Origin of the sequence: Pelagibius sp. (assembly GCF_965249265.1) — a bacterium.
Taxonomy (GTDB): domain Bacteria; phylum Pseudomonadota; class Alphaproteobacteria; order Kiloniellales; family Kiloniellaceae; genus Pelagibius.
Window position 1 is genome coordinate 3,927,710 of record NZ_OZ252224.1, and the last position, 25,603, is coordinate 3,953,312.

21 protein-coding genes are annotated in these 25,603 nt (G+C 62.8%); 9 read left to right on the plus strand and 12 right to left on the minus strand.

What is annotated here, in order from left to right:
* Positions 1-55 precede the first annotated feature (55 nt).
* The 9 genes from ACP146_RS18550 to ACP146_RS18590 all read right to left on the minus strand — a co-directional run bounded on the left by ACP146_RS18550 (position 56) and on the right by ACP146_RS18590 (position 9,335).
* Positions 56-1,141 carry a Gfo/Idh/MocA family protein gene (locus tag ACP146_RS18550; RefSeq protein WP_422368238.1) on the minus strand — a complete coding sequence of 362 codons (1,086 nt, stop codon included), beginning with the start codon at positions 1,139-1,141 and terminating at the stop codon, positions 56-58.
* Complete coding sequence (locus ACP146_RS18555; protein ID WP_422368239.1) at positions 1,141-2,502, minus strand: L-fucose/L-arabinose isomerase family protein; 1,362 nt, start codon at positions 2,500-2,502, stop codon at positions 1,141-1,143. The genes ACP146_RS18550 and ACP146_RS18555 overlap by 1 nt, the downstream gene beginning before the upstream one ends.
* Positions 2,499-3,539: a tagatose 1,6-diphosphate aldolase gene (locus ACP146_RS18560; protein ID WP_422368240.1), complete on the minus strand. Its 1,041-nt coding sequence runs from the start codon at positions 3,537-3,539 to the stop codon at positions 2,499-2,501. The genes ACP146_RS18555 and ACP146_RS18560 overlap by 4 nt, the downstream gene beginning before the upstream one ends.
* Positions 3,536-4,432, minus strand: coding sequence for a PfkB family carbohydrate kinase (locus tag ACP146_RS18565; protein WP_422368241.1), 897 nt, complete (start codon positions 4,430-4,432; stop codon positions 3,536-3,538). The genes ACP146_RS18560 and ACP146_RS18565 overlap by 4 nt, the downstream gene beginning before the upstream one ends.
* The gene (locus ACP146_RS18570) at positions 4,429-5,361 is read right to left on the minus strand and encodes an NAD(P)-dependent oxidoreductase (RefSeq protein ID WP_422368242.1); all 933 of its coding nucleotides are present in this window, start codon (positions 5,359-5,361) and stop codon (positions 4,429-4,431) included. Before ACP146_RS18570 ends, ACP146_RS18565 begins: the two co-directional genes overlap by 4 nt.
* A gap of 171 nt (positions 5,362-5,532) precedes the next feature.
* Positions 5,533-6,582 carry a TRAP transporter substrate-binding protein DctP gene (gene dctP, locus ACP146_RS18575; RefSeq protein WP_422368243.1) on the minus strand — a complete coding sequence of 350 codons (1,050 nt, stop codon included), beginning with the start codon at positions 6,580-6,582 and terminating at the stop codon, positions 5,533-5,535.
* 46 nt (positions 6,583-6,628) lie between these two features.
* Positions 6,629-7,930: a TRAP transporter large permease gene (locus tag ACP146_RS18580; RefSeq protein WP_422368244.1), complete on the minus strand. Its 1,302-nt coding sequence runs from the start codon at positions 7,928-7,930 to the stop codon at positions 6,629-6,631.
* Positions 7,931-7,934: 4 nt separating this feature from the next.
* Positions 7,935-8,567, minus strand: coding sequence for a TRAP transporter small permease (locus ACP146_RS18585; protein WP_422368245.1), 633 nt, complete (start codon positions 8,565-8,567; stop codon positions 7,935-7,937).
* 51 nt (positions 8,568-8,618) lie between these two features.
* On the minus strand, positions 8,619-9,335 hold the full coding sequence (locus ACP146_RS18590; RefSeq protein WP_422368246.1) for an SDR family NAD(P)-dependent oxidoreductase: 717 nt from the start codon (positions 9,333-9,335) through the stop codon (positions 8,619-8,621).
* A gap of 161 nt (positions 9,336-9,496) precedes the next feature.
* Here ACP146_RS18590 and ACP146_RS18595 point away from each other — a divergent pair, with 161 nt between their 5' ends.
* The gene (locus ACP146_RS18595; RefSeq protein ID WP_422368247.1) at positions 9,497-10,543 is read left to right on the plus strand and encodes a substrate-binding domain-containing protein; all 1,047 of its coding nucleotides are present in this window, start codon (positions 9,497-9,499) and stop codon (positions 10,541-10,543) included.
* Between the two features lie 7 nt (positions 10,544-10,550).
* On the opposite strand, the gene ACP146_RS18600 is transcribed toward ACP146_RS18595, so the two are convergent.
* From ACP146_RS18600 to ACP146_RS18610, 3 genes are read right to left on the minus strand one after another with little or no spacing between them, the layout of a single operon-like run.
* A complete protein-coding gene (locus ACP146_RS18600; protein WP_422368248.1) occupies positions 10,551-12,239 on the minus strand; it encodes a Na/Pi cotransporter family protein in 1,689 nt (562 codons plus the stop codon).
* The gene (locus ACP146_RS18605) at positions 12,239-12,703 is read right to left on the minus strand and encodes a universal stress protein (protein WP_422368249.1); all 465 of its coding nucleotides are present in this window, start codon (positions 12,701-12,703) and stop codon (positions 12,239-12,241) included. The genes ACP146_RS18600 and ACP146_RS18605 overlap by 1 nt, the downstream gene beginning before the upstream one ends.
* A 31-nt stretch (positions 12,704-12,734) precedes the next feature.
* Positions 12,735-14,303 carry an inorganic phosphate transporter gene (locus ACP146_RS18610; protein ID WP_422368250.1) on the minus strand — a complete coding sequence of 523 codons (1,569 nt, stop codon included), beginning with the start codon at positions 14,301-14,303 and terminating at the stop codon, positions 12,735-12,737.
* A 300-nt stretch (positions 14,304-14,603) separates the two neighbouring features.
* Here ACP146_RS18610 and ACP146_RS18615 point away from each other — a divergent pair, with 300 nt between their 5' ends.
* From ACP146_RS18615 to ACP146_RS18650, 8 genes are all read left to right on the plus strand, one after another.
* On the plus strand, positions 14,604-15,398 hold the full coding sequence (locus ACP146_RS18615) for a FadR/GntR family transcriptional regulator (protein WP_422368251.1): 795 nt from the start codon (positions 14,604-14,606) through the stop codon (positions 15,396-15,398).
* Positions 15,395-16,582, plus strand: coding sequence for a PLP-dependent transferase (locus ACP146_RS18620; RefSeq protein ID WP_422368252.1), 1,188 nt, complete (start codon positions 15,395-15,397; stop codon positions 16,580-16,582). The genes ACP146_RS18615 and ACP146_RS18620 overlap by 4 nt, the downstream gene beginning before the upstream one ends.
* Positions 16,583-16,607: 25 nt before the next feature.
* Entirely contained in the window at positions 16,608-17,867 is a 1,260-nt protein-coding gene (locus tag ACP146_RS18625; protein ID WP_422368253.1) for an ABC transporter substrate-binding protein, read from the plus strand.
* Positions 17,864-18,808, plus strand: coding sequence for a carbohydrate ABC transporter permease (locus ACP146_RS18630; RefSeq protein WP_422368254.1), 945 nt, complete (start codon positions 17,864-17,866; stop codon positions 18,806-18,808). The genes ACP146_RS18625 and ACP146_RS18630 overlap by 4 nt, the downstream gene beginning before the upstream one ends.
* A 10-nt stretch (positions 18,809-18,818) precedes the next feature.
* On the plus strand, positions 18,819-19,658 hold the full coding sequence (locus ACP146_RS18635) for a carbohydrate ABC transporter permease (RefSeq protein ID WP_422368255.1): 840 nt from the start codon (positions 18,819-18,821) through the stop codon (positions 19,656-19,658).
* Between the two features lie 23 nt (positions 19,659-19,681).
* A complete protein-coding gene (locus ACP146_RS18640; RefSeq protein ID WP_422368256.1) occupies positions 19,682-20,761 on the plus strand; it encodes an ABC transporter ATP-binding protein in 1,080 nt (359 codons plus the stop codon).
* A gap of 161 nt (positions 20,762-20,922) precedes the next feature.
* Complete coding sequence (locus ACP146_RS18645) at positions 20,923-24,762, plus strand: ATP-binding protein (RefSeq protein ID WP_422368257.1); 3,840 nt, start codon at positions 20,923-20,925, stop codon at positions 24,760-24,762.
* The gene (locus tag ACP146_RS18650; RefSeq protein ID WP_422368258.1) at positions 24,740-25,546 is read left to right on the plus strand and encodes a response regulator; all 807 of its coding nucleotides are present in this window, start codon (positions 24,740-24,742) and stop codon (positions 25,544-25,546) included. Before ACP146_RS18645 ends, ACP146_RS18650 begins: the two co-directional genes overlap by 23 nt.
* Positions 25,547-25,603 lie beyond the last annotated feature (57 nt).

Below are 25,603 nucleotides of genomic sequence, written 5' to 3' on the forward strand. Positions count from 1 at the left end.
ACGATCAAGGACGTCCAAGCGGTCGGTTGTGCGCTGCATCACACCCGGTCGCCTGCTACAGCATAACCGGCCGCCCTTCGGCCATGGACCGCTCCGCCGCCGCCCCCATGGCGACAGCTTTCAGGCCATCGCTCAGGGTGACCTCGACCGCCCCCCGGCCAAGCACCGCTTCCCGGAATCGCAGATGCTGATAGTAGGTGGAGCCGTGATGCTCACCAGCCCGCAGAACTGCGGCATCGACGGGAACCGGGCGGCGTTGCGGGTTCACGGGATTGCGCGGCGAAACCTCGATCATCGCCTCGCGTTCGGCACCGCCGATCCGCCGGGCCGGGCCGGGAATAAAGCAGGCGACCCTGCCCTGCTCGCCGGTCGCCGTGATCTCCTCCTGAAACCAGCCGCCTTCGGCAAACATGCAAAGCTCCAGCATGGCCCGGGCGCCGCCCGCAAAGTCGACCATCACATAGGCGTTGTCGACGATGTCCGGTTGCCGGCCGTCATAGCGCTCCGCGCGGTGATTCACCTCGGCGCCGCCGGAGGCGAAGATCCGCTGCGGTTCATCCTGCAGGATGAGGCGCATCAGGTCGAAGAAGTGACAGCACTTTTCGACCATGGTGCCGCCGGTGTTGGCGTTAAAGCGGTTCCAGTCGCCGACTTTCTCGAGAAAGGGGTAGCGGTGTTCGCGGATGGTGAGCATGCGCAGCGGGCCGGTGACGCCGCCGCGCAGTTCTTCCAACAGCACGGCCACCGGCGGCATGTAGCGATACTCCATCGCCACCCAGAACGGGGCCGGCCAGGCCGCCGCCTGCTCGGCCAACTGCGTGCCGAGATCCGGCGTGGTCACTACCGGCTTTTCCACCAGCAGCGGCCGCGGCCGGCCGGCAAAGACCCGCTGCAGCACGTCGAAGTGGGTGTGATTCGGGGTTGCGACGATCACGGCATCGACGTCGTCGCGGGCGATCAGGCTGTCGGCATCGCTGAGCAGCGCTGCTCCGGGTGCGGCCTCGGCGTTCAAGGCCTGTTGGCCGGAATCGGGGTCGGCGACGGCGGTGACCACCGATCCCGGGATCAGCGCCAGGTTGGCCATGTGTTCGCGCGCCATCATGCCGCCGCCGATGACGCCGTAACGCAGAGTCGCCGCCATCACCGGGCCGCGTCGAGATCGAGGACGGGCAGATCCACCGCCGCCGCCGCCGCCTCAACCCCGTCCTTCACGTCGCCGTAAACCACGGATACATGGTGTTCCAACTGGCCGTCGATCAAGGCGCGGCGCGCCGCCCCGGCGCCGCAGTCGAAACGGATGACGCCGGAAGTGCCGGTGAAGGACATCGGCCGCTGCAGGATTTCGCCGCGGCCGACGACCATCTTCAATTCCGAGCGGGACTGGCTGATCCGCGCCACCGTGACGCGCCCGGGTTTCAGCGGAAACTCGTGCAGCAGCGGCATGCGGCGGTTGGTATGGATGGTCGCCCGCGGCGCAAAGGCCGGATCGCAGAAGTCCAGCGGCGCCAGCCCGCAGTGCCAGAGCACGGCGGTATCGTCCGCCGTGTCGAAGTCGACGATATCGGTCAGCATGGCCGGGCTGTCCGCCAGGTCCTGCAGAAGGTGCGAGCCCACGGTCCCCAGCATGTCGGCCTCGCAGGAAGCCGGAATGCGCTCGCCGTTCAGGGTCGCCATGGCGCCGCAGACCGCGCAGCCGTATTCGGTGAAGGTCTCCGGCCAGCAGCGTACAGCAAATCCGTCCAGGCTCTTGCTCTCAGCCATGTCGCGCAGCGCGGTGTAGCAGCGCAGCGACCGTGCGACCTGTTCACTATCCAGCGCGTCGACGCCCTCGAGCCGTTCGGCCGCTTCGGCCTGCAAGCGGCCGATGCGCCCGTCATCGGCAGCTTTTGCAGCGTCAAAGAGAGCCGTCAGATCGATGCGTTCGACATCGACGCCGAAGCGCGTCTTCAAAGCCGCCTCGTCGAAGGCGCAGGTATCGAAACCGGCGGGATGCTCACCGACCAGGCCGACTCGGCAGGCAAGACTGGCGGCTGTGCCCGGCTTGGCCGGACGGCTGGCCGGCGACCGGTCTTCCGTGCCCAGAAGCGCCGCGAGGTCCGGCGTCTCCTCCGCCGGACCGTGCAGCCAACCGCAGCGCCGGCCGATTTTTCCCAGGGCATGGGCGGCGAGGCTGAGACCGCAGAAGGAGTTAAGCCGCAGCCGCCCGCCATCGCGTGGTTCCGGGAAGGCCCAGATGGCGAGCGGCGCGGTGATCGCCTTGCCGATAGCGGCGGTCATCGCGGCATCGCAGAAGGTCGCCTGAACAATGATGACGCCGTCGAGATCTTGACCGGCCAGGTCGGCCAGGCGTTCCTCGACCATGGCGGCTTCCAGCAGCAGCATTGCATCTCCAAGCACCTCGGCCCCGCCGCGCGCCAGGGAATCGACGGCACTGCGGGCAGTTTCCGCCGCCAACTCGACATCAAAGGTCGGACGCGCCAGGCAAAATACGGCAAGCTTCATCGCAGGTTTCCTTCCAGATCGGCGTATCCGCCCTGCATCCATTCGCTGTCCCAACCCTCGGGGCGCGGCCCCCCCACATCCTCGAACCACTCGATCCATGACGTGGCCTTCGCATCGGCCAAGGCATTCAGTTCCGCCATGTAGTCGGCGGCCTGCCCCTGCAAATCGGCGTTCATGCTCGTCATATCCGGAAAATGCTGAAAGGCATCCCACCAGATCGCCCGGCCAGCCAGAAAACCACTCGCCCCGGCATCAAAGGCGTAGTGGAGCACATTGCGGAAAGCTTCCTGCGTGGCGCCGGCAGACAGCATCACCCAGGGCCGGTTGGCGAGACGCCCCATCTCGGCGAAGAGCGCAGCAGTCGCGCTGTCGCCCGGCGGCGGCACCTGCTTTGCCGGAAGGGGACTCTCAAGTTTGAACACATCGACGCCGAAGTCCGGCGCGGCCATGATCTCGACCGTCTTCAGCACATGATCGGCGCGCTTGCCCGACTGTTCCACATAGTCCTTCGTCTGTTCGGCATCCCCGGCCAAAGGATAGAGCAGCATCTCCAGCAGAAAAGCGATGTCGTAGCGCGCACAGGCTTCGCCCACCTGCTTGGTGAAGTCCAGTTGCGCCTGACGCGAGGCGGCATCCTGTTCCGGGTGAAACCAGGTCAGGACCTTCACCGCATCGCCGCCGATCCGTTTGATCTTCGAAACCGACCAGTCGTCGATGGCTTTGGAGAGACGGCCGTCCGTGCCTTCACCGAAGACCGAATCCTCTAGAGTGACGACAAGGCCCTGACCAGGCGAAAGGATGGAGAGCGCATCGCTCAAGGCATAGGTCGGATCGGCCAGCACGGCCGTCGACCGCGGCGCCAGAGCTTCCATCAGGGCCCGCTTCACCGCCCGTACGTCGTCGTAGCGCGGCGCATCCTCGCCGCGTGCCGCCATCACCTTGTTCTTGATCGGTGGACGCTGATCCACCGCCAGCATCTTAAAGCGGCCGCCCGCGTCCGCCATGCGTCTCAGGCCCCAGAACTTGCCGGGCGTCATACTCTGCACTCCATCAGTTTCTCCACGTCTTGTCGGGTCGGAAAGGCCGCCGCGCCGCTCGGCTGCGAGACCTTGTGGGCGGCCGCCGCACTGGCAAAACGCAAGGCGTCCGGGAAGGCGCTGCCCTCGGCCAAGGCCAGGGCCGCCGCGCCGTGAAAGACATCGCCCGCCCCCAGCGTATCGACCGCCAGCACCGGCAGCGCCGGTACATGGCCACTGCGATCCGCCGCGATCCAGAAAGCGCCCTCGGCCCCCGCGGTCACCGCAAAGGCAATCTCCGGAAAGCGCCGCGCGACCGTCTCAAGGGCGGCGGAACGATGCCCGCCGCCGGCCAGTTCAAAGAGCGCCCCCTCGCTGAAAATCACATGGCTGGCCAGGGGAATCAGGTCAGCCCCGTCTTCCGGCGCCAGGTCATAGTCCAGCACCGCCGGTATGCCGGCCTGAACGGCCGTCGTCAGGGCAAGCCGGGCGGCTTCCGGCCAACGCAGGTCGCTCATCACCGCATCAGCCCCGGCGAAACTCTCGACCGGCGGCTCCCCGGCAAAGAGAACCGGGTCCTTGTGGTTAACCAGCATCCGCTCACCCTGGGGATCGACGAAGACCGCCGAGGTCGAGGTGCTGCCTTTCGCTGGGCTATGCAGAGCGGCGCAGTCGACACCTGCGCTTTCGAGCACGGCGCGCAAGCGTTGGCCGGCGGAATCCTCTGCAACACGGCTGACCAGGCGTGCACCGCCGCCGAGGCGGGCGACCGCCATCGCCGCATTGGCCGCGATCCCGCCGGCGACTTCGCGGCGCGCCGTGGCAGGATACTTGCTCGCCGCAAGCGGCAGGGCCGGAACCTCGAATATCTCGTCCAGAACGGCAATGCCGACGCAGGCAACAGAGGCCGTCACGACAGAACCTCCAGCACCGCATCAGCGATCATCTCGCTCACCCGTTCGTTGGACTCCTCGGTCACGCCGGCGATGTGCGGCGTAAGGATCAGGTTGGGCACATCCTTAAAGACCGCAGCCGCCCCGGCATCCAGCGGCTCCACCGCAAAAACATCCAGCGCGGCACCGCCCAAGCGCTCCGCCCGCAGGGCTTCCCCCAGAGCGGTTTCGTCGACGATGCCGCCGCGCGCCGTGTTGATCAGGATCGCATCGTCCTTCATCCGCGCCAGGGTCCCGCTATCGAGGAGCCCGCGGGTTCCATCGGTCAGGGGCACGTGGAGGCTGAGGACATCGGCGGCCTCCAAAAGCCCGTCGAACGACAGGAGCCTCGCCTGGGCAGCCTCGGCTTCCGCCGCTGAAACGGCGGGATCGTGGGTTACCACAGTCATGCCCAGCGCCAAGGCACGCCTTGCCACCCGCCGGGCGATATCGCCGAAGCCCAACAGACCGAGACAGCGGCCCGCCATTTCTCCGCCCTGGCAGGCGGCGCGCGGCCAGTCCCCGGCCCGAACGGCCTCGGTTGCGAAAAAGGCACGCCCCCGAAGCAACTGCAGGGCCGCGCTTATGACATATTCGGCGACCGCATCGGCGTTTGCACCCGTGGCCGGACGCACCGCCACGCCCTGCGCTTCGCAGGCCGCAAGGTCGATGTTGTCGAGGCCCACGCCGAGTCTGCCGACCACCTTCAATGCGGCCGCCGCCTTCAGCAGGGTTGCGGTTACCTGGGTGCGGTTGCGCACGATCAACGCCTGCGCCCCGGCCACAGCAGCCTGCAAGTCAGCGTCACGGTCGACGAGGCCGGGATCGTAAGTGGTCGGAAAGACAGTTGACAGGCGGTCTACAGCCGCCTCGCTCATAAACTCGGAAACAATGATAATCGGCTGTGCCATGCCGACTCCCGGACAGTGAAAAGGGTCTGAAGAAAGGTCATGGCGGCGGTCCGGGCCCCAGAGGCGCCCGGACCTTTCGCCAGGACAGCTCTACTCACACGACTCGAACAGTTACGCTACTTGGATACATAGTTCTCATTTCAATTGGCACCGCAATCGCGCGGTCAGGCTTTACTGAGCCGCCGCGGCGAACTCCGCATCCAGCGAGGCCTCGCAAGCCGTGACGGCGGCTTGTGCGGCATCGATCCACTCGTTTCCGAAGTTATCCGCATACCAATCCCAGACCGGTTTAGCGGCGGCCTGGAAGGCGGCTTTCTGCTCGGCGGTCGGCGTATAGATCGTACCGCCCGCATCGGTGAACGCCTTGAAGGCATCGACCGCCTTGCGCTTCGGCAGCACGCGGGCCGTCATTTTCAGTTCCTGGAAACCGTCATAGACGATGCGCTTCTGATCGTCCGGCAGCCCTTGGAAGACATCCTCGTTCATCCACCACAGCGCGCCCATGTAGGCGTGCCCGTCGAGAGAGATGTACTTCAGGTGGTCCTGGAATTGCATGTTGACGATGTCGGTAATGCCGTTTTTGGTGCCTTCGACGACACCGGTGCCGAGTGAGGTGTAGACCTCCGGCCAGGCGATCGGGGTCGGCGAACCGCCCATGGCCTTCACCAGTTCGATCTGGATGTCGGCACCGATGGTGCGGAGCTTCAGACCCTTCACGTCATCCGGACTCTTCACCTGCTTGCTGGTGGTAGCGATGTTGCGCCAGCCGCCGGTGTTGGAAACCGCCATCAGCCGCGCCGCCCCGACATCCTCCAGGACTGCCGTGCGCAGCTTCGCGGTCAGCGGGCCGTCGAAAACACACTCGGCCACACGGTCGTTGGGGAAGAGATAGGGCAGATCGAGGAACTGAGCTTCGGGGTACCATCCGGCCAGACCCCCGTTGGTGGTGATATAGATATCGAGCCGGCCATCGAGCAGCGCCTCGGAACACTCGTCGGCGTTGGAACAGAAGCGCCCGTTCGGATAGATCTCAACCGCCAGGGCGCCGTTTGATGCCGCCTCGACATAGTTCTTAAGTACCAGGGAACCGTCGAAGTCTTCATCGTCCTCCGACCCAAGGAAGGCGATCTTCAGCGTCGTGTCGGCGGCCATGACGGCCGACGCCCCGGCGGTCACGGCTAAGGCGGCGGCCCCTGCCGTCAGGGTTTTCCAAATGCTCATCTTCTTTTCCTCCTAGTCGTTTCTTGTTGTTGGCTTGAACCGCGCCCTAATAAAGGCCCAGGGCGCGGGGCATGAAGAGGACCAAATCCTCAAAAAAGGTAATCAGGAAGATCACGCCGGCTTCCACGGCGAGAAAGGGCAGAATCGCCTTAGCGATCACTTCCACCCGTTCTCGTGAAATGGATGATGCAACGAAGAGAACAAGCCCCATGGGCGGTGTTGCCAATCCAACGGTCACGTTGACACACATGATGATGGCGAAGTGAACCGGGTCGAGCCCGAGGTGCCCGACAAAAACCTCTGAGAGGATCGGCCCGAGAATGAGGATCGCGGGGCCGGCATCCAGGAACATCCCGACGACGAAAAGCATCAGGTTGACCAGGAGCAGCAGCAGGTAGTGGTTGTCGGTCAACGAAAGCACGAAGTCCGCCAGCATCTGCGCCGCACCGACCTGATCGGCGACCCAGGAGAATGACTTGGAAGCGCCGATCAGCATCAAAATAATGCCGGATGCGACAGCCGCCCGGTAAAAGGTCGCCGGCAGATCGCCGAACTTGAGGGCGCGGATGACGAAGACCGAGACGATCAGGGCATAGAATGCCGCGACCCCGGCGGCCTCCGTCGGCGTGAAGAAACCCGAGAGAATGCCGCCCAAGAGGATGATCGGTGTCAGCAGGGGCCAGAAGGTCTCCCGCCCGGCCGCCACCACTTCCTTCGCCGAGGCGCGCTTGTTGGCCACCGGGAAGTCGTACTTGATCGCCAAGCGCCACGTCACGAACATCAAACCGCCGCCGATCAGCAGGCCCGGCACGATGCCGCCGGCAAAAAGTGCGGCTGGGCTGACACCCATGATAAAGGCATAGATGATCATGATGCCCGAAGGCGGAATGATCGGTCCGATGACAGAGGAAGCCGCCGTTACCGCCGCGGCGAAACGCCGGGTGTAACCCTGCTTTTCCATCGCCGGGATCAGCATCGAGCCCAAGGCGGAGGTGTCGGCAACAGCGGAACCGGAGAGGCCGGCAAAGAGGATCGAGCTCAGGATGTTCACATGGGCGAGGCCGCCGCGCAGGTGGCCGATCAGGGACTGGCTGAAGCGGACCAGCCGCGCCGTGATGCCGCCGGCGTTCATCAGCTCGCCGGCGAGGATGAACATCGGCAGCGCCATCAACGGCACCGAAGACATGCCGGAGAAGACCTGGCTGAGCAGAGAGTTCAGGTCACGGGTATCAAAGTCGCGGCCCAGGTCATTGGCAACGACGATGCCAGAGGCGCCAAGCAGGCCGAAAACGACCGGAACCGACAAGGCCAGGGCGGCGAGGAAGAGCCAGAGAAAAGCGCTTTGCATCGGCTCACTCGCTCACGTTTGCGGAAACGTCTTCGAAAGACCGCACCGGACGCACCAGGCGATTGTCCGGATCGAAGAGACCGATGATGTAGCGCAGCAGGAGTTCGAAATTGACGATGATCATCAAGGTCACGCAGACCGGCAGCACCATGAAGACATGGCGCCACTGGATGCCGATGACCGGGATGCGCATCTTGGCCTTGAACGGACGGATCGAATTCAGATCGAGACCAAAGATGCTGTCCAGCATCAGCGTCATCCCGTCCCACTTCAGGCCGACCTTGCGCAGGGAAAGATCCAGCGCAATCAGCAGGATTCCCAGGATGATGATGTGAAGCAGCAGGGAGTGGACGCTCTTCAACGCCTTCGGCAAGGCATCGTGCAGCATGTCCAGCGCCACGTTGGCGGCGCGGCGATAGGCGATGGGCGCAACGAGAAAAGCCAAGCTGGGCAGCAGGATCAGCATGACCTTTTCCGTCCAGGGCGCGCTGAAACCGGTCAACCTGGCAACCACGGTCCAGACCACGGTCGCCAGCATGGCAACAACGACGACGATGATCACCGGGCGCAGAACGAACTCGACAGAGCGGTTTATCCCGCGCAGCAGCGCGACGCCCTGAGACAACAGTTGAACCATTCCATTCCTCCCACAGAGCGCGCGCTTCTTCGGCACGTCACCTGGAACCGATCAGGTCATCACCTGCCCGCCATCGACATTGATGCATTGGCCGGTGATGTAGCTGGAATCCTCACTCAAAAGAAAACGAATGACCGTCGCGACTTCCCGCGGATCGCCGAAGCGGCCGAGCGGAATCTCTCTTAACAGGCGCTCGCCGCGCCTCTCGATCACCCGTTCCGGCATCCGGGTCAGGATGATGCCCGGCGCCAGAGCATTCACCGTTGCCTGCTCTTTGAAGCGGCGGGCGAGGGCCCGGGTAAGGCCGACAAGACCACCCTTGGCGGCGGAATAGGCGACGGCGTCGACGGCACCGCGGCGAAAGGCCAACGAGGAAGTAAAAACCAAGCGGCCCATGGTCCCTTCGGGCAGGCGCTCGCCCACGGCGGTGGCGAAATCGTAGGCATTGCGCAGGTTGTCCGCCATGCAGCGGTCCCATACCGCCGGATCGTCGCCAAGCTCCGGGTCGTCCTCCATGGTGCCGGCCAAATGCACGAAGCCATGAATCGGACCGTCAACCGGCGCCAGGGCCGATCGTGCCCCGGCTGCATCCGCCACCGGATGATCGCTGGCGCTGGCCCCGATTTCCCCAGCAAAAGCAAGAACGTCGCTTTCCGCGCGGTCGATCAGATGGAGACGGCAGCCCGCCTCGGCCAGAAGCGTGCAAAGCGCCCGCCCAATGCCGCCGGCGGCACCGGTTATCGCGACGGTTCCCTGCAGCGCTGTCATCGATCAGTCGTTCCCCTGCACGCGCCGAGGCAGCACCGATGATCGGTTTCTGCCAATATGTAAAGGTTTACATATCTCAGTTCTTGCCGCAAGCCGGAATCCGGCTGTATCATTGATGTTCTTCCTGTGTTTCCCTGAACCCGTGAACAGACATCGTCGGAATGCGTAAGCGATTACAGAATGCCAGCGGTCGAACGGCCGGTCGCGCCAGCGTGGCGGACGTGGCCGCCGCGGCGCGGGTCTCAACGGCCACGGTATCGCGGGTCCTGAACAATGCCGACTATGTGAAACCGCAGACACGCAAGGCGGTTGAGCAGGCGATCGCCAACCTCGGCTACATCCCGAGCGGCGCGGCACGCTCGCTGTCGAGCCGGTCCAGCCGGATCATCGGCGCCATCATTCCTTCCATCGACAATTCGATCTTCGCCGCCGGTGTGGAAGCCCTGCAGGGTCATCTGAGCGAGCGCGGCTATCACCTGCTTATCGGCTCCAGCAACTATGACCCTGAAGAGGAATACCAGGTCTGCCGCAGCTTTCTGGAGCAGCATGCCGCCGGGGTGATCATGATGGGGGAAACCCACACGCCGGCCTGTCTGGACCTTCTCGACCGCCACGGCATGCCCTTCGTCAACACGGGGGTGTACACTCCGGACCAGCCCTACTACTGCGTCGGCTTCGACAATGCCGGGGTCGCCGCCACCGCCGTGCGTTATCTGGTGCAGCTCGGTCACCGGCGTTTCGCCATGATCGCCGGCATCACCGCCCACAACGACCGGGCCGTCGGCCGGGTCAAGGGGGTGCGGGCGGAGCTGGCGCGCAGCGGTCTGTCACTGCCGGACGATAGGGTTCTGGAACGGCGTTATGACATCGCCGAGGGACGCGCCGCCTTTCGCGAACTGATGGCGCGCGCCGAGCCGCCGACCGCCATTCTCTGCGGCAACGATGTCCAGGGCTTCGGGGCGATCCTGGAGGCCCAGCACTCGGGCATCCGCATACCCGAAGAGGTCTCGGTGGTCGGTTTCGACGACCTGGTGCTGTCACGGCATTTGAAGCCCGCGCTCACCACCATCAGGGTCCCGACCCAGGAGATGTGGTGCCGGGCCGCCGACATGCTCTTCGCAAGGTTGAAGGGTGACGACACACCGCGCGCCGTGGAGATCGAGACCTCACTCATCGTCCGCGATTCAACCGGACCGGCGCCGGCCTAAGCCGGCATCAATTCCTCACCGCCATGGCATCGGCCAGGTAAATCTCGCTGCGTGCGATACGGCGGGCAATCTTGAAAACGCCGTCAAGGATCTCCAGCAGTTCAACCTCGCGCACATAGCCATGAACGTCCGTGCTCTTCTGGTCCGGGAGTTGGAGAAAGCTGTCCCGCTCTATCGCCCGGGCGATCTGCGAAACACCGCGCTTCATCCCGCGAACCCCCTCTGCAGCATCGCGATCATGGGTCATGACAGCGTCCAGCGCGCCTGAAAGCGCCCGCGCCACCTCGTTATAGAACGTATCAATATGTTCAGCAGAGTCCGCACTGATCGACGCATGCTCTTCTATGCGCTTACGCGCCGAAGTCACGATATCCGAGGCGACGCGGTCGGCGATGTGCTCCAGGTCATTGGCGATCTCCACCAACTGCATGAGAACGCGCGCCTGCTCTGCGGAAAGCGAGGCATGAGAAACACGGCGGAGATAGGCGATGATCGCCCGATGCAATTTGTCCACGGGGCGATCCAGCGCCTCCAAGGCGTCCAGCTCCCCGCGGCTGTCGCCCAGGGCCGCAACCTGAGAACGCACCAGCATGTCGTGAACGTATTCGCCCATACGGCCGATTTCATGACGAGCGTTCTCAAGCGCGATTGCCGGTGTCGAAAGCAGATTGTCGTCCAGGAACTTGGGGGCCAGCGGCTCCTCATCGGAAAGCGGCCGGTCCGGCACCAGCCATTCCACCAGGCGGGCGATCTGCGGCGTAAAGCCGATAAAGATCAGGGTATTCGCGACATTGAAGATGGTATGCGCATTGGCAATCTGACGCGGTGCCCCCGCGTTGGCGCCAGTGGCTGTCCCGACAATCCCATCACCGGGCGAAATCGCGCGCGCCAAATCCGCCAGTTCGCCAATCAGGCCGATCCAAATCAGAACCCCGGCAACGTTGAACAGCACGTGAACCAGCGCCGCGCGAACCGCTTCGCGGGGCTTGCCGATGACCGCCAGACCGGCGGTGGCGCAGGTGCCGATGTTGGCCCCGAGGGCCACGGCAATCGCCGTTTCCAGGCCGATAAGGCCCTGCCCGGCCAGGACAATGACAATGCCGGTGGTCGCGGCTGAAGACTGGATCACCGCGGTAAAGGCCGCCCCCACAAGCGCGGCAGCCAAGGGGTGCGATAGGGTCGCAATGAAGTCGATGAAAGGTTCGTAAGAACGCAGGGGCGCCATGGCTGTACTCATGACACCCATGCCGAAGAACACCAACCCCATGCCGAGGATAATGCGTCCATACTCCCGCCAAGGTTCGCTCCGGGAAAGGAAAGAGAGCAGGAATCCCAAGGTGATCATCGGCAGCGCGAAACGCGTCACATTGAAGGCGAGGATCTGGGCGGTCACGGTGCTGCCGATGTTGGCCCCCATGATGACGCTGACGCTCTGAGCCATCGACATCAGACCGGCCGAAATGAAGCCAACGAGGATCACTGTCGTAACCGACGAGGAATTGACCATGCCGGTCACCAGCGCGCCCATGCCGACGCCGACAATGCGGTTGCGTGTGAACTTACCCAACAGCTCTTTCATACGATCGCCGGCCGCCCGCTTCAGCGCCCGGGTCATTAGATCCATACCGAAAAGAAAGAGTGCCAGCCCCCCAAACAATCCAGTCCAGAGATCGAACTGATTGAACTCGCCTGCCATCAGGCCACCCCCTTTCGCGGCGGCTTGACCACGACGACCGGCATTGGCGCGGTCTGCACGATCCTTTCAGCAACCGAGCCAAGCAGGATATGGGGCAGTCCACTACGTCCACAGCTGCCGATCACGATCATCGAGGCGCCCAGGGAATCGGCCACCTCGACGGTGCGCCCCGCCGGCAGGCCGGCGACCATACGCCGTTCGGCGGTCTCCAGCCTGGCTTGATCGGGACTCGCCGCCATCGCCTCTGCCAGAAACTCCTCCATCATCTGTTCCGCCATCGCCGCCATGGGACGCAGCCAATCCTCTTCGACTGTGCGGTAGAAGCCGGGAGAGGCGGCCGGATCGTGCACCACGTGCAGCACGACAAGCGACAAGTCGGCCAACCCGGCCTGACCAACGGCCCAATCCAGCGCCGCACGCGAATCCGCCGAGAAGTCGACGGCACAGAGAATAGGTCCTGTCATAGAGCCCTTTGGATCGGGAGGGGGCGTCTGGTCATGGCAGCATGACGCCCCTGATCATGAAGAAAATCATGGCGCCCAGCAGGCCGGCGACCGGTACCGTTATCAGCCATGCACTGGCGATCCGCAGGAGCAGCGAGCGTTTCACAAGCTCCAGGTTATGAATTCTGCCCAGCGCCTTCCGTTCTTTTTTGTGCAGCAGCGCTGGACTCGCCTGCCGCTTCAGCTCGCGCAGCATGGTGTCCTTTTCCTCGACCGTCGCCGCCTCAAAGCGCGCCAGGAAATCGTTCACCGCTTCCGGGGCGTTTGCCTGATGGTGCGCTTTGATCTCCTCGATCTTGCGGGAATAGCTGACCTTCAGATACTCGCGCAGGAAGCCGACGCCAAAGACACCGCCCACGGCGATGTGTGTCGAGCTGACCGGCAAGCCGAGTTGGGAGGCAATGATGACGGTGATCGCCGCGGCCAGCGCAATGCAGAAGGCACGGGTCTTATCGAGTTCGGTAATCTCGGAGCCGACCGTGCGGATCAGCTTCGGACCGTAGAGCGCAAGCCCCAGGGCAATGCCGAGGGCGCCGACCAGCATGACCCAGACGGGAATCTGTGCCTTCTGCACGATTCCGCCGGACATCACCGCATCGTTGATGCCGGCCAGCGGGCCCACCGCATTGGCAACGTCATTGGCGCCATGGGCAAAACTGAGGAGGGCGGCGGCGAAAATCAGCGGGATCGTGAACATGTCGTTTACCCCGTCTTTGCTGTCGGGCAGCGCCGGGACAAGACGGGCGACATGGGTTCGCATCAGAAAGTAGAAGAGGCTGGCGACGACGAGGCCAAGCGCCGCCGCGCTGACGAAGTCGAACTTCCAGACCTGTTTCAGGCCCTTGAGCACCAGGTAGGTGGTGAACGACCAGGCCATGATTCCGATCAGCAGAGGTACCACGCGCTTTGCGGCGACCAGGATTTCGCTCTGGTAGGTGATGCTGCGCTTGATGACATAGAGAAAGGCGGCGGCGATGATCCCACCGAGAACCGGCGAAATCACCCAAGAGGCGGCAATCTTGCCGACCTCCGCCCAATCGGCGATACCCCAGCCGCCGGCCGCGATTCCCGCCCCCAGCACACCGCCGACGATGGAATGGGTGGTGGAAACCGGAGCGCCGACCGCAGTTGCGACGTTCAGCCATAGCGCCGCTGCAAGCAGGCCGCCCATCATCAGCCAAATGAAGGTGTCGGTATCCTGGATGAGGGCCGGATCGATGATGCCCTTCTTGATGGTCCCCACCACGTCACCGCCGGCGATCAGCGCGCCGCAGGCTTCAAAGATCCCTGCAATGAGAATGGCGCCGCCGAGGGTTATGGCTTTGGAGCCGACGGCAGGACCGACGTTGTTGGCGACATCGTTGGCGCCGATGTTGAGCGCCATGTACCCACCGATCATGGCCGCAATGACAAGCAGCGTGCCGTGAGGACCGCCGGCGTCCCGCGACACCGTGAACAGCATGACCCCGACAATGAAAAGCAGCGCCGAGCCGAAGCGGAACAGCTCTCCACGGTTTACGAGAAGCGCTTTCTCGAGCTTTTGGACATTCATGATGCTCATGGACGACGTCTCCTCCGCGGACTTCCGGCTGCTGCGGCGCCGTGAAGGGAATGGCAGGAACGGCGGAGACCGTAATATTTTCGTCATAAAACTGAAATGAGGTGGATCAATCGCCGGCTGTGGCTGCTTCCGAGCCGGCAGTTGACGGGCGGCTCGCTGTATCCGCGCCCGCCAGCGCCCACATCGGGCCGGGCAAGCCGCCCGCACCTCTCCGCCGATCCAATGTCGAGACTTGATCGTCGGCAAACTTTCCTTCAATCTGTCTGGCAGCCTGACTACCTGCTATTAGGACCAAGCTTGATGGAAAAGCAGATACCGCCGGCCGCCGGCCCTACCGGCTCCGGGCGCAACGCCCAGGCCGACGATGCCGCCGGGCATCTGCGCCCGCTGGAAAGCCGCACCCGCGACATGGACGTGCTGGATGCCCTGGCGGACATGATCGCCAAGGCGGGGCTGAAAGTCGGCGACCGCCTGCCCTCCGAACTGGTACTGGCGCAGCGCCTCGCGGTCGGGCGCTCAACCATCCGCGAGGCACTGAAGTCCTGGCAGAGCCTGGGGGTGGTCACAAAGCGCACCGGCTCGGGCAGTTACCTCGCCGCCGACGTCTCGCCCGGCTCTTTCCATATCCCCCTGACCATAAAATTGGAGGGCGAGAGCCTGCTGCGGACGCATCAGGTGCGCCGTGCCCTGGAAGTCTCAGTGACACGGGAGGCCGCCTGCAACGCGACGAAGGCTCAGCGCGCCGAAATTCGCGCCCGCTACGACCATCTGATGAAGGTCTTCCACAGCGGCGAGCACTGGTATGCGGCCGATCATGCTTTCCATCGCGCGATCTACGATGCCTCCAGCAATCCGCTGTTCGGCGAAGTCATCCAGCAGGTGCAGTCGGCGTTCCACCGGATCTATCCCGAACCCTTCGGCACCACCGCCATCGGCGCAGCATCCTTGGCACTGCATGGTGCGCTCTGCGACGCGGTTTGCGACGGTGACGCCGAGCGCGCCGTCGAACAGATCAACCTGATTCTCGATGAGACCGAGAAGGACGTCCGCAGGATTCTGAGTACCGGGGCCCTTGGAGCGGACAGACCCAAGTGAAACAAGATTCCCCCAACAATCCGGCGGGCCGGCCCGCAAATCTGGCGCGCGAAACCATGCTCGCCGAACCCTACGGCGGCGTATTCGCCTCGGCACCGCCGCCGATCGCGCAAGCCTCCCTCTTCATGTTCGACAGCTATGAACAGCTCGAAGCGCGTTTCACCGGCGAGTCGGATCGCGCGGTCTACAGCCGGGTCGACAATCCGACGGTGCGCGAGTTCGAGCGTCTGATGGCGCAGATCGAAGGGGCTGACGTCTCCGCGGCCTTTGCCTCCGGCATGGCCGCGGTTACCGCGGCGGTATTCTCTCAGGTCCGCCCGGGCGACCGGATCGCCTGTGTGCGTGGCGTCTATCCCGACACCTACCGCCTCTTCGAGAGAGTCATGAAACCCTTTGGGGTTACGGTGAGTTATCATACGGCCGAGGCCTTCGGCAGCGATCCGGATTTGCTGCGTGGCGTCCGGCTCGCTTACCTGGAAAGCCCGGTTTCAATCACCTTCGACCTGCTCGATCTCGACAAGACGGTTGCCCATGCGCGTCACCACGGCGCCGTCACGGTGATCGACAACTCCTGGGCCACGCCGATCCATCAACAGCCCGTCGCCCATGGCGTGGACTTGGTGATCCACTCGGCCTCGAAATACATTTCCGGACACTCCGATGTCGTTGCCGGTGTGGTCTCCGGCAACGCCGCAGCGATGCAACCAGTCATCGAAACCCAGGTGCCGCTGTTCGGCGCCAAGATGGCGCCCCTCGATGCCTGGCTGCTGATCCGCGGCCTGCGTACCTTGGATGCAAGAATGGAGCGTCATGCGCGCAATGCCGAGACCCTGGTGGCACGGCTCGAAGACCACCCGCTGGTCGAGCGGGTTCATTTCGCCCGCGCCGGCGCCGTGCCCTCGCTGAAGGGCAACTCCGGACTGTTCTCTATTGAACTGAGTGAAACGGTTTCGGTACGGGCTTTCTGCAATGCCCTGACGCTGTTCCGCTTGAGCGTCAGTTGGGGCGGCTTTGAGAGCCTCGTCTTCCCGGCGGCAATCGGCAAGGTCCAGAAGGCGGAAGGCAATTCAATGGCCGAGTTCGGCATTCCCGACAATCTCGTGCGGCTGAGCATCGGGCTTGAGAACGCTGAGGATCTGTGGAGCGACCTTGTGTCGGCCCTGCAGCAAGGAGCCGCGGCATAGCGGCATTCATCAAGGGAGGTGAAACATGAAAAAACTTCTTATGGCCGCAACCTTTGGCGCGCTCTGCGCCACCGGGCCGGCAATGGCCGAAACTAAACTGAAGCTGGTCGAGGTAATCACCAGCCCGGAGCGGACCGAAACACTAAAGGGAATCGTCGCCGATTATGAGGCGGCCCATCCCGGCGTTTCGGTCGAGATCGTCTCCCTGCCCTGGGGACAGGCCTTCGAGAAACTGGCGACCATGGTCTCGGGCGGCGACATTCCCGATGTCGTGGAGATGCCGGACCGCTGGATGGCGCTCTATGCGGGTTCCGATCAACTTGTGAACCTGGAATCCCGCCTCGCCGGCTGGCAGGGAACCGCGGCCCTGACCGACAAGACCCTGGCCATGGGGCGCCTGGTCGACGGCAATGCCTACATGATCCCCTACGGCTTCTATCTGCGCGCCATGTTCTACAACAAGAAGCTGTTCGCCGAGGCCGGCGTCTCCGCGCCGCCGAAGACCATGGATGAGTTCATGGAGGTCTCGCGCAAGGTCTCCGCACTGGACGGCAAGTATGGCTACTGCCTGCGCGGCGGGCCGGGCGGCCTGAACGGCTGGGTTATGATGGCCGCAGCGATGAACGGCACCAACCAGTTCTTCACCGAGGACGGCAAGAGCCGGATCAACGAGCCGGGCTCGGTCGCCGGCATACAGTTCCTGCTTGATATCTATCAAAAAGGCTACGCACCGAAGGACTCGGTGAACTGGGGCTTCAACGAGATCGTCGCCGGCTTCTACTCCGGCACCTGCGCCATGCTGGACCAGGACCCCGATGCGCTGATCGCCATTGCCGAGCGGATGGACGCCGCCGACTTCGCCGTCGCGCCAATGCCCACCGGCCCCAGCGGCAAGGCCTTTCCGACCATCGGCTATGCCGGCTGGTCGATCTTCAAGGCGACCGAACATGAGGACGAGGCCTGGGATCTGGTCGCGCAGCTGTCCAGCCCCGAAGCAAATATCGCCTGGGCCAAGCGGGTCGGCGTCATTCCGATCCACAAGGGCGCCGATCAGGACCCCTACTTCAGCAGCGAGCAGTTCTCCGGCTGGTTCACCGAACTCAACAATGCGGAGTACGAACCGACGGTCATGCCGACTTATCTGACCAAGTTCGCATACTTCGCCGATGTCAAAGTGCTCGAAACCAGCCAGGAGGCTTTGCTCGGTCAACGCTCGGCTCAGGACATCGCCGATGAATGGGCCGCGTTTCTGAACGACGAATACAGCAAGTGGAAAGGGAAGTGACAACGGCCGGCGGCCGCACCGCCCCGGGAACGCCTCTGAAGGATTCCCGGCGGCGGCGCTTCATCTGGCTGAAGGCAGCAGCGGAACCCTATCTCTACCTGAGCCCGGCGTTGACGCTGCTCTCGCTGGTCATGTTCGTGCCCCTGGTGATCGGCATCGGCTACGCCTTTCAGAAGCTGTCACTGACCGACCCCTTCGACCGCGGCTGGGTCGGCTTCGACAACTTTCGCAGCCTCGCCGGCGATCGCCACTTCTGGCGCGCCCTGACCAACACCCTCTGGTGGACCTTGGGTTCGCTCTTCTTCCAGTTCTTTCTGGGTCTCGGGCTGGCGCTGCTGCTGAACCGCCACTTTGCCGGTCGCCGCTTGGTGCAGGCACTGGTTTTCCTGCCCTGGGCGGTGCCGACTTTTCTCTCCGGGCTGACCTGGGCCTGGCTGTTCAACCCGGTTATCGGGCCGCTGCCGCACTGGATGGCCGCCTTGGGTGTTCTTTCAGAGCCCTACAACATCCTGGCCGACCCCGACATCGCCATGTGGGGACCCATCGCCGCCAATGTGTGGTTCGGCATTCCCTTCTTCGCCATCACCTTGCTGGCGGCCTTGCAGTCCATCCCCAAGGAGCTTTACGAAGCGGCGGCGATAGACGGCGCGACCGCCTGGCAGATGTTCACCAAGATAACCCTGTCGTTTCTGGCGCCGATGATTGCGATTACGGTGCTGCTACGCACGATCTGGATCGCCAACTTCGCCGACCTGATCTTCGTCATGACCGGTGGCGGCCCGGCGAACTCCACCCAGATCATTGCCTCTTACATTTTCACCACCGCCTTCCGGCGCCTCGATTTCGGCTATGCCTCGGCCATCGCCATTGTGCTTTTGGCGCTGCTGCTGGCCTATGCGCTGGTGCTGCTGTCGATGCGCGCCAGACTGGTCAGGGTCTGAGGGGCCGGCGATGAACCACGCTCTCTACCGACGCGCCGCCGGCGCCGGGCGCTGCCTCGCCCTCGCCGGCTATGTTCTCTTCGCCCTGTTCCCGTTGTTCTGGCTGCTGAAGATCGCCGTGACGCCCGGACAGTTGCTCTATACCGAAGGCACCGCTTTATGGCCCAGCCGGATGACCTGGGAAAACTTCGAGGCCGTACTGTTCTTCTCGGACTTCATCGCCTACTTCGCCAACAGCCTGCTTGTCTCCCTGGGCACAGCGGTTGCGGTCACGCTGATCGCCGCTGGAACGGGATACGCCTTCTCGCGCTTTAACTTCCGCGGCAAGCGGCTGGTCATGTTCGTCATGCTGCTGACCCAGATGTTTCCGCTGCTGATGATTATTGCGCCGATCTACCGGATCATGGGCGTCTTCGGCCTGCTCAACACGCTTGAGAGCCTGATCATCGTCTATACCGCTTTCAACATCCCTTTCGCGGCCTTTTTGATGCAATCCTTCTTCGACGGCATCCCCAAAGACCTGGAGGCCGCCGCCATGATCGACGGCTGCACCCGCTTCCAGGCCCTGCGCCGTGTCGTCGCGCCTTTGACGCTGCCCGGCCTGGCCGCGACGCTTGGCTTTGTGTTCACCGCCGCCTGGTCGGAGCTTCTCTTCGCGCTGATGCTGATCAATTCCAACGACGCCATGACCTTCCCGGTGGGACTGCTTACCTTCGTCTCCAAGTTCTCAGTGGATTGGGGTCAGATGATGGCCGCCGGCGTTCTGGCGCTGATCCCGAGCTGTCTGTTCTTTATCTTCATCCAACGCTTCCTGGTGCAGGGGCTGACCGCCGGCGCCGTAAAGGGCTGACCGGCAGAACGGGGAGGAATCTCGTGGCCAAAATCGACCTGCGAAACGTTGCGAAAAGCTACGGCGATGTGGAGGTCCTGCGCAACGTGGATCTGACTTTCGAGGACGGCGAGTTCGTCGTTCTGGTCGGGCCTTCAGGCTGCGGCAAGTCGACCTTGTTGCGCATGATCGCCGGACTGGAGCCTATCACCGAGGGCGAAATCGCCATCGGCGGCAAAGTGGTCAACGACGAGCCGCCGCGCGACCGCGATATCGCCATGGTGTTCCAGTCCTACGCCCTCTATCCGCACATGAATGTCGCCCGCAACATGGGTTTCAGTCTGGAGATTCGTAAAGAGAACAAGGCATTGATCCGGGAGCGTGTGGACACGGCCGCACGAACCCTGGGGCTCTCCGACCTGCTGGAGCGCCTGCCCAAGGAGCTTTCAGGCGGCCAGCGCCAGCGTGTCGCCATGGGCCGGGCCATCGTGCGCGATCCGAAGGCGTTCCTTTTTGACGAGCCCCTGTCCAATCTGGATGCCGCCCTGCGGGTGGAGATGCGTATCGAGATTGCCCGGTTACACCAGGAACTGCGGGCAACCATGGTCTATGTCACCCATGATCAGGTCGAAGCGCTGACCCTGGCGGACCGCATCGTCGTCATGAACCAAGGTCGCATCGAACAGGTCGGAACGCCGCTCGAGCTCTATGAAAGCCCGGCGAACCTCTTCGTCGCGACCTTTATCGGCTCGCCGAAAATGAACATCGTGGACTGCACCTCCGATGAACGGGGCGTTCACCTGCCCGGCGGCGGGACCTTTTGCCCCAATGCCTGGTCACCCGACTTCCGTCCCGCCCGCCTGGGTATTCGGCCGGAGCATATCGACCTGACCGCCGGGGGTCAGGGGGACTGCTGCGGCTGGGCGGAGGTGGTCGAGCGTCTCGGTTCCGACACTTTCGTCTATGTGAAGGTGGACGACTGGGGCGGCATGGTCGCCCGCCAGTCCGGCAATGCACCGATAAACCCGGGCGACCGCGTCGGCCTGCATTTCGACCCGGCGCAGGCGCGTCTCTTCGACATCTCCGGCACAGCCCTCTATGGAGCAGAGCGAAATCCAGGTTGATGTCACGCCGGAGTGTTGGCCTCCGACCTTCTCGCTTAAGTAGTGAGAGCTAAACGAAGTTGCAGAGTCATATAGTCAATACAATTAGCACTTGTTTAGCGAATTTCTTGTAGTTGGAGAGACTAGGTTAAAGAGGTCTCGTCCAGATTATGATCCAAGCAGTGCCCAAATCCGCAGCCATCGGCCTTGTCGCGCTCGCTCAGCTTGCCATCTTCGCGTTTATCGGATTTATTTCCTATGAGCGAACGCTGGCAGAAGAAAAGGCGCATCTAGCCTTGGAAGCCCGGGCCTCGGCCGAGCAAATCGCTCAGGCAATGCGGCAAGTGGAAATCGAACTGGAGCACCTGGTCCGCCAAGTCGAGCGCCACGGCCTGCGCATGGACGAATACAACAACGCTGCGCATCAGTCCCTTGTCGGCGTCACCACTTCTGCGCCATATGTCGGCGGGGCAGGTTTTGTCGATGCCGGCGGCACAGCCAAGAACCTAGTCATTGCCAACCCCCAAAAGGTGGTGAGCGGCCTTCAAGTCGCGGACCGATCCTACTTTAAGATTCACCGGGACCATGCAGCAGCGGGAACCTATCTGAGCGAGCCGATCCTGAGCCGGGTCGGAAACAGGTGGATCTTTGTCGCCTCCCGCAGGCTTTCAGCGCCGGACGGCACCTTCCTCGGGGTCGCCGTGGTATCGATCAACCCGAACTACTTCGCCGAAACATTTGCGCTTAGCCACGAGACTCCGGTCCAGCGGCAGATAATCACGAAAGATGGGGCTGTCGTTGCGACGGCAAACCATCTACTGCGCGATCCCCTTGAGCAGTCATCCGATCAAGTGCCTGGCCGGCTATCACGGGTCCCGGCCGAACAAGTCTCCAAAGAGGGCTTCTTCTGGAGTAGTCCGGTGGGTGGCGGCGACGTCCTGACGGCGGTCGCTCCGGTGCCCGGCTGGCCCCTGGTCGCGACGGCCAGCATGAGCAGCGGCGATGTTTTCGCCGACCTCTGGACGGATCTTGTCGGTCTCGGCCTGGTGCTGATTGCTTCTCTCGGCGCTCTGACAGCACTGCTTCTGAATTTTTACCGTCACCAGGAAAAAGATAACGAGCTTCAGCGCCGCTTTCGCGGCTTGATCGAAGATGCCAGCGACGGCGTTGTCATCCACGACACCGGCCTTGTTCTTTTTGCCAATGACGCAACGGCACAGATGTGGGGATTGCATCATGGCACCGAGCTGCGCGGGCGTTCGCTGATCGACTTCATTCCGGAAGAGCTGCACAACCAGACAAGGGCGGAGTGGCGCAAGATCAAGGAAAGCGGCCAACCATCGACACAAAGGCGCACACCCGGCCGCAGGGTCGACGACGAAACCATCTTCGTCGACATCGCTTCGCAACGGATCGACTGGGGCAACAAGCTGGCCATCCGCTCCTCACTGATCGAGGTCACGGAACAGGTACGGCTGGCCAAGCGCGATCAGCGCCGCACCGCGATCTTGTCCGCCGTCAACGACGCCCATTCGATCTATCTCAATCAGACTCGCAATAGGGACTCTTTCGAAAAGCTCCTGGAGAAGATCCTGGACCTCAGCGGGTCCGCCTACGGCCTGATCGCGGAGAAGCTGGAGGACGAGGAAGGCCGCCCCTACCTGCTCAGCCTGGCGATATCGGATATCTCCTGGGACGATGAAACGCGCCGTTGGTACGACAGCGTCAGCAGGGGCGGTATGGAGTTCCGCAACATCGACAACCTGCGCGGTGTGCCCCTTCGCGAAGGCAAGACCCTGATTGCCAACAATCCGAAAAGCCACCCGGCATCCACCGGCGTGCCCTGCGGGCATCTGGCGATGGACAATGTCATGATCCTGCCCTTGGCCCAGGATTACGAGATTCTCGGCGAGGTCGCCCTGGCGAACCGCGAGGGTGGCTATGATGAGGCCCTGGCAGAAGAACTCGGCCCCATCGTCCAGGCGATCACACGGATCGTCTCGGACTACCGCTCGACCCGGCTGCGCGAGGCGGCTGAACAGGCATCCCGGTCGAAATCTGCCTTCCTGGCGCACATGAGCCATGAGCTGCGCACGCCTCTTTCCGGCGTCATCGCCAATCTTGAGCTTCTGGGCGACACGCCGCTGGAGCATGAGCAGTCGGAACTCGTGGATGCCTCCATGAGCGCCGGCAGGGCCCTGCTCGGGGTCATCGGCAATACTCTGGATTTTTCCAAGATCGAAGCCGACGAACTGGTTCTCGACATGGTCGAGTTCGACCCCGGCGCAATGATCGAAAACATCCAGTCGATTTTCCTGGCCGCGGCCAAGGACAAAGGCGTCGATCTCTACACCGTCGTCGACACCAATGTGCCGCAGATCGTCGTGGCGGATGAAATGCGCCTGCGGCAGGTCTTCGCGAACCTCGTCGGCAATGCCATCAAGTTCACCGGGAATGGGCGCATCGGCATCTATCTCTCGGCCGAGAAGACCGGCAAAAGTCAGGCCCGTCTGCGCTTCTCGGTGGACGATACCGGCACCGGCTTCGACCCTGAAAAGGCGGCAGACCTGTTCAAACCCTTTGGCCAGGAGAAAGACTCGACCAGCCGCAGCTTCGGCGGCACCGGTCTCGGCTTGACCATCGCGCAGCGGCTGCTTGAGCTTCACGAAGGTGAAATCTCCTGCTACGCGCAGCCCGGCGAAGGCAGCAGTTTCGTGGCCTCCCTCCCCGTCGAAGTTGTGGAGTGGAGCATTGACGCCGTACAGGACCTGAACGGCGACCGTATCGTTCTGCTCTTTCCGACCGGCGATTTTCCCGACGATCTCGCGAATGGCCTCACGGCGGCCGGTGCGGAGGTTTTGCAGACCACCGACCCTGCAGCGATTGCCGATGTGAACCAAGCGAGTGACGGCAGGCAAATGACCCTTGTTATCGATTGGGACTCAGCGCAGTTCGGCATGAACGCGTTTCTTAGACAACACGGCAAAACCTTCGACCAGATCCTGGTCGCGGCCTCGCGCTATGACCCAGACCGCCGCCGCGCAGCTCTTTTCTTCAAAGATCTGGACCTCGTCACCAAGCCGCTCACCGCATCAAACCTCTCCCACGCGATCCGCGGTGAGGAACGGGTGACGCCACCGGCAGCCGTGGTGCAGAACATCAGCGCTCCAGTCGAAAGCCGTCTGTTTGAAGATGGTGAAGCACCCAGGATCCTGGTTGCAGAAGACCAGCCGATGAACCAGATGGTTCTGCGCCGCCAACTTCGCCGGATGGGCATCGACTGCGACATCGCTGAACATGGCCAGGAGGCGCTGGAGTTCATGGAACGCAGCAGCTATGACATGGTCATCACCGACTGCTCGATGCCGATCATGGACGGTTTCGACTTGAGCCGTGCCATCCGCGAAAGGGAATCTGGCGGCGGCAAGCCCTGCGCCATCATTGCCCTGACGGCCAACGCCGTAAGCGGCGATGCACAGCGCTGTTACGACGCCGGTATGAACGCCTACCTCTCGAAGCCAGCAAGCCTTTCCGAACTCTCCGCCACGATACAGAAATGGTGGAAGGCATCAGAGAAGGATCTGGAGGAAGCCCCCTCCGAGGCGGAGGAATGTGCATTGCCGGAAGAGGCCGCACAGGAGCCTTCAAGCGAGGCCGCACCGCCGATCAACCGGGAAGCCCTGGCAGAACTGCTGGGCGAAGACGATCCCGAGACGCTGGATGCCCTGATATCCGACTTCTTTAGAAGTTGGCAGACCTCTTTCGCCGCCCTTGAGGAACCCTTAGAGAATAAAGACACGACAGCCCTTCGCGAAGCGGCCCATGCGGCGAAAGGAACCGCCCGCTACGGTATGGCGAACAGCCTGGCAGATACCTGCGAGACCCTGGAGAAACTCGCAGGCAGCGGCGAGCTGGATGGCGCCGAGGACTTGATCAAATCCCTTGAGACCGAAACCGACCGATTGAAATCCTATCTGGAAGACGCAGGACTGATTTGCGATGAAGAACGCCAAAGCGCATAAGACTGTGCTGGTCGCCGATGACCAGGAATTCGTGCGCAGCCTTGTCATGCGGATGCTGCAGCAACTTGGCTATGAAACGCATTCGGCCAAGGACGGCGACGAAGCCATGCTGGCGCTGAAGTTCGTTGACGGCGCCCTGATTCTGGATCAGCAGATGGACGGAAAGACCGGGCTGGAAGTCCTGAAAGCCGTGCGAAGCGGCAAGACATCCCTGGATCGCGACTTTCCGGTTCTGATCATAACCGGCAACGCGGATAAGGATGTGGTGCAGTATGCCAGTGCCCTCGACGTCAGCGGCTTGCTCGGCAAGCCGGTATCGAAGGCGCAGTTGGGTGAACGCCTGGCCGTGGCGATGCAGCGCAAGATAAAGCTGCGGAGCCCGGAAGAGTACGACATTATCAACGTGGTGAAGAAGCCGGAACCCGAATATGAGGCCATCCCGGCGCCGGCTCCGCCACCGGCAGAGGACAAGATTGGGGACAGCAAGGCCGAAGCGCCGGAAGGCGACGGAGAAGCAAAACTTGCCAATGCCAAGACCCTGAAGACGAAAGACGACCCGAAGGCTTCCTCGGGCAAGAACGGCTCCCAACGCAAGGTGCGAACGAATATCCACTACAAGGATGCCCAGCCGGGCATGACTGTCGCCGAGAACCTTGTCTCTTCCCACGGCAAACTGCTGCTCGGCGCCGGAACCGAGTTGAACGAAAATCTGATTGCCCGGCTGGCCGTGAAATGCGAGACCGATCCATCTCTGAGATTTCTGCCGGTCTTCGTGCCTGATTGATCCGGGAAACTCTGTTGAACCGATCGCCACAAAGGCACGACTGACAAGGTGACCACC